This is a genomic window from Brevibacillus panacihumi W25 (genome assembly GCF_000503775.1).
GTDB classification, from domain to species: Bacteria; Bacillota; Bacilli; order Brevibacillales; family Brevibacillaceae; genus Brevibacillus; species Brevibacillus panacihumi_A.
Window position 1 is genome coordinate 121,125 of the sequence record NZ_KI629786.1, and the last position, 11,376, is coordinate 132,500.

Consider the following 11,376-nt stretch of genomic DNA (forward strand, 5'->3'; position numbering starts at 1 on the left):
GTTTCCAAAATCAAATTACAGAAAGTGGGTAGTCGTTTATGAAGCTGATCGACAAATTAATTCAAGCCCCGTCTCAAGTGACACTTCGACCGAATGGAATCACCGCATTGCTTTTCGCTCCTACCGCTTCCGGGAAAACAACGGCAACAGCTCAGTTTACAACGGAGGAAGCAGCAAGAATTTTACGGCTAACGATTGGTGAAGGTAGCTCAACAATTATTAACAGGCACCTCGTGTTTACCAATGAAATCGATAATCACATCGTTGTTAGCGTAAAACCTAAAACTCCATATGTTTCCCTCTCAGAATTTATTCACTTAGTGACTTCCCGTATGGCCGGAAAAATCTCTAGCTATCACAAAAAACTACATACAATGGATATATCCGACCTTGAATCTGAAGTCAAAAAAGACCTACAGATTGTGTTCACCAACACAATCAATACAAAGGCACAGTACTCTCTTGCATCAGAAGAACAGCGTTTGATTGCAGTACGCTTGTTATGCCGACCACTTGCCACTTTCCTAAAAACTTACGGTTTCGAAATTTTCAACCATGCATCAAATAGCCTAGATGCAAATGAAGCCAAAAAAAGCTCTAAGAAACTAAAGGAAGCCATCGATGACAAAATGCTTTCTTTCATTGAATCAGACCCACAAGTTCAAGATGTGTTATCCCAAGTGTACTTGCAGCTAAACGAATCATTGGATCAATATTTCCATTCGTTTTTTGCGAAATCAGACCTATCTTTCGACGGTTATTATTTTTACATCATCGATGTTAATACCCCATCGTTACACAAGGATTTCATATTGGCATTTTTCTCAAACAATAACATCCAACAAGGTAAAAAATTATCGGTTGAGGTACTTTGCGATGAAATAGTGATACACCTACCGATGAGCAAACCTGTTCGGGAAGCGATTGAAGCAGATAAAATAAACCATCCAGTTCGTTCCGTGTATGAGAATCTTAACGGTTACTATAACTTTACATTAATCGATACACAGGGTCTTTACCACAGTAGTGCCGATGAAAATACGGAACAGGAACGTTTAGAAAATATGCTTTACCGTGCAAGATACGATGCTTTGATCTGCCTCACACCAATGCACGGAAATCCAAACGGAACAAAATTCGAAATTCAGTTGTCCCAAGAACTTACTAAATTCAAAAAAGGTGCACCAGTACTGCTCCTTTGCAATAAAGCAGACGAGTACGCAGACAATCTGCAGAAAGAGAAGCATTCCTTAAACAGCATCGATGATCTATTTGGTGACGGTCCGGTAAAGAATTCGAAAGATATTCAAGTAGAAGTGTTGGAACGGGCTGAGCAACAAACTCTCTCCATTAAAGAAGCACTGAACCAACGAAAACAAGGAAATGCATATGTTCTTCCTGCCATGTTCAAAGAACCTGTTAGTATGCAAGATAAGCAAAGCTTAACTCCACTTTTCGGTGTCGATGCGGTAGTAAAAAAAATCATCAATGTGATTTCAGAAAATCAAGGGAATGCTGAGAATTTCATTAAGTTCCGTCTCAGTAATAATCTTTCTTGGACGAAGCAACCGTCTGATGTAAACACAGAGAAAGTGTTTCAGTGTTTAAGAAATGTTTGGGAAGAAGCGGAGACAAAAAAGCAAGTCATAGACCCTGCCGTTCAAAATATTGCCCACAATCAAGGCAGGCGGCCCCAAGGCAATGGATTCAATGCATTGGTACGCCGCTTAAAAATCGGCGAAGGTTGGGATTCTAACATCGATCGTAATTATTACAAGCATTTCGATTCGTTCCATGTTCGTTATCCGGCAAATCTTGCAAATCTTATTTCTGCCTCATTCATCGCTAGATTGACAGAATCTGCAGTAGATTATAATGGTGTATTTGAAACTGAAGAAGATAAAAAACGATTTGTAACCACAGTTATTCAACAATTAGTTAGCGAGGACTTTGCTGCAGATGTACTGTATTATCAGATTCTAAGCAACCTCATGAAAACTGCCTACACGAGACAATCCATTTTCGATGGATTACTGGCTGAATCCTTAAAGCTTTTTCATATTGACCAAACCCAGTTTGATATGTATGCCAAGTTTATAACTAATGTTGAGCAAGAAGTTCCAAGTGAAGTGGAGCATGTTAATATGCTAGTAACGGCATTGCAAAGACAAATGGAAACTGCATTGTCCCTTGTCTTCAACAAGTACACATATCTTGCTTAAGATTTATTTACTCAAGGTGGCGGAATTTTCTGCTGCCTTGATTTTCTTATGACGTGTTGTACGTAAAGCAGAATAAATACACATAAACTACAATATATAAACCAGGGAATTTATCAAACCTTTAAAGTTCTTAAGAGACTTATAGCGAAGTCAAAATCTATGTTTTCTTTGTTTTAAAAATTTCTTCAAAATACTACTGCCCGTATCTCATTATTTTTAATTGAATAAAATCCATAATTTCTTCTTGATCCAAAGCTTTAAGTCTTCTAAACTCCGATATCAAGACTCCCTCTTTCTCACTAATATAGTGAGTACGAAACATCACTTGAGTTTCCTCTAAAGATTCTTTTGTAACCCCGAGTAGCAACCATTCAATATTTACCCCATACTTTGTAGCTAAAGCCGTTATAGTATCAACTGAGGGCTTATATTTATCTTGCTCCAATTCGCTTAGAGTAGCTTGAGAAATTCCTATTTGATTGGCAAAGGTTTCTTGGTTCACATTATTCGTCTTTCGAACCATTTTTATTCGTCTGCCTATCGTCACATTGAATCACCCTCTAAAAAGAATAAAGTCCCGATGCAACTCCATCATCGGGACTGAACTAAGCAGTTTCACACTTTTTTTACCGGTTGCACAGATTTTTTACTGGTTGCACACCTTTTTTACTGGTTGCACAGTTTTTTATCACGTAACAGCTTTCACTAACCCTTCCCACACCCTACTCCACCGTCACACTCTTCGCCAAATTCCGTGGTTTATCCACGTCCAGGCCGCGAGCGACGGAAGCGTAGTAAGCAAGCAATTGCAATGGAATGACGGTCAAAATCGGTGTCAGCATCGGCAAGGTGGATGGCATGTAAATTACTTCATCCACAGCCTTCGCCAGTTCGGTGTCGCCCTCGGTAGCGAAGCCCAGAATTCGGCCGCCACGCGCTTTGACTTCGACGATATTGCTCACCATTTTTTCAAAGATATCTGGTTGGGTAGCCAGCGCGATGACTGGTACGTTATCTTCAATGAGCGCAAGGGTACCGTGCTTCAGTTCACCAGCAGGGTAAGCCTCGGAGTGAATGTAAGAGATCTCTTTCAGCTTCAGGGAGCCTTCCAGCGACACCGCGTAGTCGAGGCTGCGTCCGATGAAGAACACACTGCCAACCTCTTTGATGCTTGCGGCAAAATCGCGCATGCGCGATGCTTCCGACTCTTCCAGCATGGACGCAATCTTGCCGGGGATGGCTTGCAAATGCTCGACGACATTCGCGATCTCGTCCGCTGGCAGCGTCCCTTTTACCTCTGCCAGGTAGAGGGCAAACAGATAGAGCGTGACTACTTGGGAGGTATACGCCTTGGTAGACGCCACCGCCACCTCTGGACCAGCCCATGTAAACAGCACTTCATCCGCTTCACGCGCTACGGAGCTCCCGACGACGTTGGTGATTGCCAGGACCTTGACGTTGCTCTTCTTGGCTTCACGCAGCGCTGCCAGGGTATCAGCCGTCTCACCAGACTGACTGATGACGATCATCAGGGTGTTGTCGGTGTAGATCGGGTCACGGTAACGGAATTCCGATGCGACCGCCACCTCGACTGGAACACGGGTCCATTTTTCGATGACGTCCTTCCCTACCAGACCCGCGTGCATGGATGTACCGCAAGCCACGATATAGATTCGGTCATAGGCAGCCAGCTCGGTATCGCTCATTTTCAATTCAGGCAGCACGATGCGCTTCTTCTCCTGATCGATGCGCGCACCCATGGTATCGCGAACGGCCTGCGGCTGCTCGTAAATTTCTTTCAGCATAAACGAGTCATAGCCGCCTTTTTCGGCTTGCACCAGGTCCCACTCGACATGGAAAACGTCCCGCTCCACTTTTTTGCCTGTCTCCACGTCGAAAAGCTCCACGCCATCGCGGCTCAGCACAGCCATCTCGCCCTCATTCAAAATGTAGACGTCGCGTGTATGCTCCAGGATCGCCGGAATGTCCGAACCGATAAAGCTCTCTCTTTCGCCGATTCCCACCACCAAAGGACTGGCCAAACGAATCGCCACGAGTTTATCTGGCTCATGCTTGGTCATGATCCCGAGTGCGTAGGCACCGCGCATCCGTTGTACTGCTTTGCGAGCGGTAGAGACGATATCCCCATCGTACATGTCTGCCAACAGGTGAGCGATCACTTCTGTGTCCGTCTCGGAAGTAAAGGTATAGCCCTTTTTCAAAAGCTCTTCCTTGATCGGCATGAAGTTTTCGATAATTCCGTTATGCACGACAGCAAAATCGCCCTTCTCATCCAGATGCGGATGGGAATTCTCATCGGACGGCTTGCCGTGTGTCGCCCAGCGCGTATGTCCGATCCCCATGAATCCGCCCAATGGCTGCGACTCCAGACGATCCTCCAGCACAGCCAGACGGCCTTGGGCTTTATCCATTTGCAGACCCTGTTCATTCAAGACAGCGATTCCAGCCGAATCATAACCGCGATACTCCAGCTTGCGCAGTCCCCCAATGATGACCTCTTGCGCTGATTTATCTCCAATATATCCAACGATTCCGCACATAAGTAAGTGATCCCCTTCCATATTGACGGGGACACAACCCAATGCCGATGATACGGGGGATGTGCCCCCGCCATTCCATTTGTTTGTATTTGTAAATGGTGCTCCATACTATTCACGCAACGATAAAAACGTATCAAGCGCAGGTCTTTGTCCATCCGATCACTCCGATGTTTTGTCCCTGCGCTCCACGGCAGTGATACGACTGCCGGGAGGTACCCGCCGAATCTTTCGATAAACCTCCACCTCGTCCACTGTACTCCACGTCGGGCAGCTACAGTGCTGGCGCTTTACGATCAGTTTGTTGAAAACAATTCGCTCTATTCTTCTGTCCTCGCCTCCCTTCAAGCGATAAAAATCATTTATGCTCACACACTTTAACATAACGAAACGAATTCGGCAATCCGTTTTTTCTCCTAGACCCGTAGTTGTGTAAGAGGGAGTGGCTACACGCCACTCCCTACACCTTATTCACACAAGCTCTTGTTTGACAACATCCACAATTCGATTTACCAGACTGTCCAGTTGGCTCTCGTCCGGTCCTTCTGCCATAACCCGAACGATGGGTTCCGTACCAGAGGGGCGCACCAGAACGCGTCCATTGCCCGCCAACTCTTCTTCTACTTCGCGAATCGCCTGCTCAATCGCGGCGTTGCCTGCCAGCTTGGATTTATCTTCGACACGAACATTGATCAAAAGCTGCGGGTACTTGGTCATCACCTGCTTGAGCTCGGACAATGTTTGGCCCGACTCCTTGATGATATTCAGCAATTGCAGACCCGTCAGCAGACCGTCTCCAGTCGTGTTGTAATCCAAAAAGACGATGTGGCCTGATTGTTCGCCACCCAGATTGTAGCCGCCGCGGATCATTTCCTCCACGACATAACGGTCTCCTACCGCCGTCTTGGTGGTGTTGATCGCGCACTCCTCCATGCCTTTGAAAAAGCCCATGTTGGCCATTACTGTGGTCACAACTGTATTGTTGTTCAGCTTGCCTTTGGCTTTCATCGCACGGGCGCAGATGGCCATGATGTAGTCCCCGTCGACAATCTCGCCGGTCTCGTCTACGGCGATGCAGCGGTCGGCGTCCCCGTCGAAGGAAAGTCCCAGATCGGCTTTATGCTTCAATACTTCCTCCTGAAGACGCTCCGGATGGGTCGACCCGCAATTCTCGTTGATATTCACGCCATTCGGATTGGCTCCGATGGTGATCACTTCCGCTTCCACGTCTGCAAACAGACGGGCTGCCAGCGAAGAGACCGCCCCATTCGCACAATCGAGGACGACCTTCAAACCATCAAAGCGTTCCCCGACCGTGCTTTTCAGATGAGACAAGTACTTCTGTCCGCCCTCCAGGAACTCCAGAACCGTACCGATCTGCTCTCCGGTCGGGCGCGGCATTGTATCTTCTACTGCGTCCAGGTATTGTTCGATTTCTGCTTCCATAACGTCCGACAGTTTGAAGCCATTGCTGCCGAAGAACTTGATTCCGTTATCCGGAAACGGGTTGTGCGAGGCGGAGATCATAACACCCGCATCTGCACCCAGCGCACGTGTAAGATAAGCTACACCAGAAGTGGAGATGACGCCCAGTCTGACTACTTCCGCTCCGACCGAAAGCAGGCCAGCCAACAGAGCACTTTCTAACATCTGTCCGGAAATGCGCGTATCGCGCCCGATTACCACCTTTGGTTTCCCTTCCAGCTTGTGTCTGGTCAACGCATACCCGCCTACGCGTCCGATTTTAAATGCCAGTTCTGGTGTCAACTGCGTATTGGCTACACCGCGCACACCGTCAGTTCCGAAATACTTCCCCATGTTTGTCCCTCATTTCCTTCCTTGTGCACACAACAGCTTATGTCTACCTAGTCTTGTTCGTGATTTCCACTGTCACCTTTTTCGGTGCGTTGGCCGCCGGCTTGATGTAGTCCGACTGGTTAAAAATGTAATTCAACGCAACCTCGTACACACCTGCTGGCATGTTGCTTACGTCCGCGACGATCTGCAAGTCTTCTTGTCTGAAAGTATCCAGCACCTCTGCAGCGCCGATCGCATCGAAGTCCACCGTGGAAATTTCCTCCCCGTCCGTAGACAGCACCTTTGCCGTCATGTTCTCCGACAACCCGCTGATGCGGATCGGGATCTTCTCCAGACGCTTGGTCGCGGAGGGAACTACCTTCAATGATACCTTCAAATACTCTGGTTCTACCTTTACGATATTGTCCATTATCGGTATTTTTAGCTCCAAGACACGATCTGATGTAAGATTGCTCAGATCGATATTTGGCCCAGGGTATGTGGTTGCTTTCAAGGCATCCACCACTTCTTTGGGGCCATAGACGGTCACTTCATCCACAGTGCTATCCACACTAGCCAAACTATATCCATTGGGCATTTCGTTCGTCAAGTTTATTTTCAGTGGCACTTTTACGAACGGACTGGTCACTGGAATGTTTACCTCGACCGTCAAAGGAACGACATCTGCTCCCTGAATGACATTGCCTGACTTGTCCACTACCTTCAATGGCACCGTCGTCTTGATCGGCGATGTAGCGCCCTCCAGATCGACAGAAGCCTTGACCGCAGCTACCGTGTCCACCTGGCTCTCCGGTACCCGTACGAGGGCTCTAAACGGCTTGACGATGGGCTCTCCCGCCGAATATCCAGGAGCCACTTGTCCCAGCATCTCGACGTTCACTTCCCGCTCGACCGTCTTCTTCTCTTCCAACGTAATCTCAACGATGTTGGGGATGATCCCCACCTTCACTTCTTCAGGAAAACCCTTGTACTGTACCGGCACTTTATGCGTTCCTTTGCCCAATCCGGTGGCATCTACATAGACCTCCCAGGAATCAGACGGGAAAAAATTATGCCGGTAAAAAGGGTTGTTGCTCTGCAGCGCGACCTGCACGGTACGCTGTTGTTTTACGACTTGGTATTGGTCCGTATCGTATTTCACATGCAGATTGACCCCGTCAATAAAGACGGGCTGGTTTCCGTCAGTCGTGGACGTCGGCTCTGATTCCAGGTTGACGACCATCCACATCATGACGGCCAGTAAAAGAGCTACTGCCCGTGCAAACCAGTGACTATTCAACCATTTATCCATGTTTTCGCCTCCATTGCCAACGACTTCCCATGGATTTTCCTTTGGAGAGAGGCTGCAGTTTTTCCGTCAGCATCTCTGCCAGCTGGGCCTCCGTCAAGTTGCGATTCATGTCTCCATTCGCGGCAAAGGATACCTGACCTGTCTCCTCAGACACGATGATCGAGATCCCGTCTGACACCTCGCTAAGCCCGATGGCCGCGCGATGGCGTGTCCCCAGTTCTTTTGAGATGGAGTTATTCTCGGACAGCGGCAAATAGCAGGCTGCAGCCAGAATGACGTCCTTTCGCATAATCACGGCACCGTCATGCAGGGGCGTATTCGGAATAAAAATATTGATCAGCAATTCCGAACTGACCCGGCCATTGATCCCGATACCGGTCTCCACATAGTCGTTTAGACCTGTCTCCCTCTCAATCACGATCAATGCGCCGATGCGCCTCTTCGCCATATAGGTAACGGATTTGCACACTTCCTGAACCACCCGGCTGACACTGTCCTCATCCTGCGTGCCGCTCGAGCGTGAAAACAGCTTGCCTCTTCCCAGCTGCTCCAGTGCGCGGCGCAGCTCCGGCTGGAAGATAATCACCACTGCCAAGACTCCGAAGGTAAACGCTTGTGACATCAGCCAATGAAGCGTTGTAAGCTGAAAATACTTGCTGAGAAGCCAAGTAGCAATGATCAGCATGACGCCTTTTAGCAACTGTACCGCTCGCGTACCGCGGATGAGCATAATCAATTTATATATCACGTATGTAACGAGTAATATATCCGTTGCATACCGTAGCAAATCCCCGTAATCCAACGATATCATAGCGAAGCCCCCATATCCCGCTCCATCTCAATGCAGGCAGTCTGTCTCCTGTGGAAAAAGCACGGCTGCGCATGCCGTGCTGACGATTCCGTACTCTCTATTTTCTCTTATCGCATGATGGGAAGCAAGTCATTTCCAATATTTTTCACCTCATACCAGATCCAATCGACAATCGCTTCGATGGATTCTGTATTGCCCACTACCTGAGCAGTTGAGGCTACGAAGACTTTTCCTTCGATGGCGACGACATTGCCTCGCACTTCTCCTTGAACTTCCACATCTCCGTTGCGCACGACCAAGTCCCCGTCAATGCTGGTTCCCTCAGGCACCACCACGACATTGCGCTCACGATCTATTTTTAGTTTATCCATATTTGCGGAGGATACCTGTAGTATATCATTTCGATCAAACCAGTTGGCACTTAAACTTCCGGCCATCAGTACGAAAAAGACAGCCGCTGCCGTAAGAAACGGATGGTTCCGCAACCAGGAGGAAAACAGGTTCTTCTTGGTTGGAGCGGGCAACTTTGCGAGAACGCGTGCTGTAAAGTCAGGTGAGACGTGAATATGCGAAGCGCTTTGTACAAAAGCGATCACCCGCTGCAATTCATGCATATGCTGCCGACAGCTAGAACATGTTTTCATGTGGTTTAGCAGGCTTTGATTGGCCAGCTCGTCAGTCTCACCATCTAGACATTCGTGAATGAGGACAACCATTTCTCGGCATTCCATCTTCATTTACTCCTTTCTCACATCAATCGCAACTTGCTGCGCAGCGCTTCTCGACCGCGATGGATCCGGGTCTTGATCGTCGTGATGGGCAGCTTGACGATGTCGCTGATTTCCTGCAAGGATAAGTCTTCAATGTAACGCAGGATCATAATCGAGCGATATTTGGGCTGCAAATGAGATAATGCATCCTGCACCGTCTGCTGCAGCTCCTGCGTTACGACTTTGTCCTCAGGTGTCCGCTCACTCGAAGACAAGCGCGAATACCAGTCGAGGCCTTGGCCTGGCTCCACTTCTTCATCCAACGAAAAGTCCGGCCTCTTTTTTCGCCCGCGGTCAATACACAGATTGGTGGCAATCCGGTAAATCCACGTCGAAAATTTATAGCTCGAATCATACGTATGCAAATTGGCATACACGCGCAAGAAGGTTTCCTGCGCAATGTCCTCCGCATCCTGGCGATTTCCCACCATGCGATACGCGAGTTGAAATATCTTGTCTTTATAAATCTCGACCAACTCGGCAAAAGCTTCACGGTCTCCCCGTTTCGCTCGCTCGGTTAATCGCTTTTCTACAAAATCCATGCGATCCTCCCCGCAATACCGTACTCCTATATACGGACGATAAAGCATATGGTTTCGTATTTTGGCATGTTTGTGCAGGTAAAGTATGTGGGAATAAAAGTAATATCACAACTGTATCCCCATATAGTAATGGTGATGGACCTTCACAAATTGACGCTGTAAGGAGAGTGGGACAGATGAACGAAAATGAAGTTCTCCTTCAGATCGAGAAGTTACGCCAAGAACTGAATGACCGATACAAGGAGCAATCAACCATTACGCCAGAACTGGTGAAATTGAGTGTACAACTCGATCATTTATTAAACAAGCTACATCCCCATCCTTAGAATGTACTGCTTTCTTGGAGCAAAGTAAAGAAAAGAAACTGTAAAAAATTGTACAATTCTACACCGCCGAAACAAGCATAGATAATACGAAAGAGAGGGTCCCTCCCCCTCTCTTTTCCTTTTGCGCTTATAGCAATTTGTCGCCAAAAACAGAACTCATCAAAGCTACAGCGACTTGTGCCGTATGGTTTCGCTGGTCAAGAATTGGATTTACCTCGACAAATTCGGCCGAGCATAGGATATCTGCATCTGCCAACATTTCCATAGCCAAATGGCCTTCCCGATAGGAAATACCGCCAATTACGGGCGTCCCCACCCCTGGTGCATCATGTGGGTCCAGTCCGTCCAAATCAAGGCTTAGATGCACTCCTTGCGTTTGTTTTGACACGTGGTCTATCGCTTCATCCATCACGCGGGCCATCCCCAGCTTATCGACCTCATGCATGGTAAATACTTTCATGCCAATGCGCTTGATCAGTTCACGCTCTCCTTCATCCAATGACCTGGCTCCGATGATGACCACATTCTCAGGCTTTATCTTGGGGGCATAACCGCCAATCTGGACAAGCCTTTCGTGACCGTACCCCAGGCTGGCGGCTAAAGGCATTCCGTGGATGTTACCGGACGGGGAGGTTTCACCTGTATTCAGGTCCCCATGAGCATCGAACCATATGACACCCAAATCGCGAACTTTTTGCGCAACCCCTGCAATCGTCCCAAGAGCAATGCTATGATCGCCGCCGAGGATCAAAGGAAAACGACCCTCCTGCATAATCTGGCTGACTACTGTAGCCAATTGGGCATTTGCCTCAACTACTTCATCCAAGTACTTATGATTCTCCGTTTCCATATAACGATGTGGTCGGTTCACCGAGATGTCGCCTTTATCTTCAATGTTCAAGCCCATCTGTTCCAGGCGAGCGACTATTCCTGCATACCGAATCGCACTTGGCCCCATATCAACGCCACGACGATCTGCACCTAAATCCATTGGTACACCCACGATACTTATGTTCTTGTTCATGAAGCTGCCCCCTC

The 11,376-nt window shown here is 47.9% G+C and carries 10 protein-coding genes; 2 read left to right on the top strand and 8 right to left on the bottom strand.

The annotated features are described in order from the left end of the window. Window positions 1-38: 38 nt before the first annotated feature. Window positions 39-2,222 (top strand): GTPase domain-containing protein, encoded by a 2,184-nt coding sequence (locus tag T458_RS50050; protein WP_023558693.1) that lies wholly within the window; start codon window positions 39-41, stop codon window positions 2,220-2,222. 193 nt (window positions 2,223-2,415) lie between these two features. Here T458_RS50050 and T458_RS50055 read toward each other — a convergent pair whose 3' ends face one another. The 7 genes from T458_RS50055 to sigW all read right to left on the bottom strand — a co-directional run bounded on the left by T458_RS50055 (window position 2,416) and on the right by sigW (window position 10,012). Next, on the bottom strand, window positions 2,416-2,769 hold the full coding sequence (locus tag T458_RS50055; protein WP_023558694.1) for a helix-turn-helix domain-containing protein: 354 nt from the start codon (window positions 2,767-2,769) through the stop codon (window positions 2,416-2,418). A gap of 175 nt (window positions 2,770-2,944) precedes the next feature. After that, window positions 2,945-4,783, bottom strand: coding sequence for a glutamine--fructose-6-phosphate transaminase (isomerizing) (gene glmS, locus T458_RS50060; protein ID WP_023558695.1), 1,839 nt, complete (start codon window positions 4,781-4,783; stop codon window positions 2,945-2,947). Window positions 4,784-5,251: 468 nt separating this feature from the next. Beyond that, window positions 5,252-6,598: a phosphoglucosamine mutase gene (gene glmM / locus T458_RS50065; protein WP_023558696.1), complete on the bottom strand. Its 1,347-nt coding sequence runs from the start codon at window positions 6,596-6,598 to the stop codon at window positions 5,252-5,254. A gap of 43 nt (window positions 6,599-6,641) precedes the next feature. Further along, complete coding sequence (locus tag T458_RS50070) at window positions 6,642-7,889, bottom strand: CdaR family protein (RefSeq protein WP_023558697.1); 1,248 nt, start codon at window positions 7,887-7,889, stop codon at window positions 6,642-6,644. Further along, window positions 7,882-8,700, bottom strand: coding sequence for a diadenylate cyclase CdaA (cdaA, locus tag T458_RS50075; RefSeq protein ID WP_023558698.1), 819 nt, complete (start codon window positions 8,698-8,700; stop codon window positions 7,882-7,884). Before cdaA ends, T458_RS50070 begins: the two co-directional genes overlap by 8 nt. A 107-nt stretch (window positions 8,701-8,807) precedes the next feature. Then, window positions 8,808-9,431, bottom strand: coding sequence for a zf-HC2 domain-containing protein (locus T458_RS50080; protein ID WP_023558699.1), 624 nt, complete (start codon window positions 9,429-9,431; stop codon window positions 8,808-8,810). A 17-nt stretch (window positions 9,432-9,448) separates the two neighbouring features. Next, the gene (sigW, locus tag T458_RS50085) at window positions 9,449-10,012 is read right to left on the bottom strand and encodes an RNA polymerase sigma factor SigW (protein ID WP_023558700.1); all 564 of its coding nucleotides are present in this window, start codon (window positions 10,010-10,012) and stop codon (window positions 9,449-9,451) included. A 176-nt stretch (window positions 10,013-10,188) separates the two neighbouring features. Between sigW and T458_RS50090 the strand changes: the two genes are divergently transcribed. Continuing rightward, window positions 10,189-10,338: an aspartyl-phosphate phosphatase Spo0E family protein gene (locus tag T458_RS50090; RefSeq protein ID WP_023558701.1), complete on the top strand. Its 150-nt coding sequence runs from the start codon at window positions 10,189-10,191 to the stop codon at window positions 10,336-10,338. 127 nt (window positions 10,339-10,465) lie between these two features. Here the strand turns inward: T458_RS50090 and rocF are convergent, their stop codons facing one another. Continuing rightward, a complete protein-coding gene (gene rocF / locus T458_RS50095; RefSeq protein WP_023558702.1) occupies window positions 10,466-11,362 on the bottom strand; it encodes an arginase in 897 nt (298 codons plus the stop codon). Window positions 11,363-11,376: the final 14 nt, after the last annotated feature.

Excerpts from the sequence above, each read along its gene's own strand:
- cdaA (WP_023558698.1), bottom strand. The coding sequence starts at position 8,700 with ATGATATCGTTGGATTACGGGGATTTGCTACGGTATGCAACGGATATA.
- rocF (WP_023558702.1), bottom strand. The coding sequence starts at position 11,362 with ATGAACAAGAACATAAGTATCGTGGGTGTACCAATGGATTTAGGTGCA.
- T458_RS50070 (WP_023558697.1), bottom strand. The coding sequence starts at position 7,889 with ATGGATAAATGGTTGAATAGTCACTGGTTTGCACGGGCAGTAGCTCTT.
- sigW (WP_023558700.1), bottom strand. The coding sequence starts at position 10,012 with ATGGATTTTGTAGAAAAGCGATTAACCGAGCGAGCGAAACGGGGAGAC.
- T458_RS50050 (WP_023558693.1), top strand. The coding sequence starts at position 39 with ATGAAGCTGATCGACAAATTAATTCAAGCCCCGTCTCAAGTGACACTT.
- glmS (WP_023558695.1), bottom strand. The coding sequence starts at position 4,783 with ATGTGCGGAATCGTTGGATATATTGGAGATAAATCAGCGCAAGAGGTC.
- glmM (WP_023558696.1), bottom strand. The coding sequence starts at position 6,598 with ATGGGGAAGTATTTCGGAACTGACGGTGTGCGCGGTGTAGCCAATACG.
- T458_RS50090 (WP_023558701.1), top strand. The coding sequence starts at position 10,189 with ATGAACGAAAATGAAGTTCTCCTTCAGATCGAGAAGTTACGCCAAGAA.
- T458_RS50080 (WP_023558699.1), bottom strand. The coding sequence starts at position 9,431 with ATGGAATGCCGAGAAATGGTTGTCCTCATTCACGAATGTCTAGATGGT.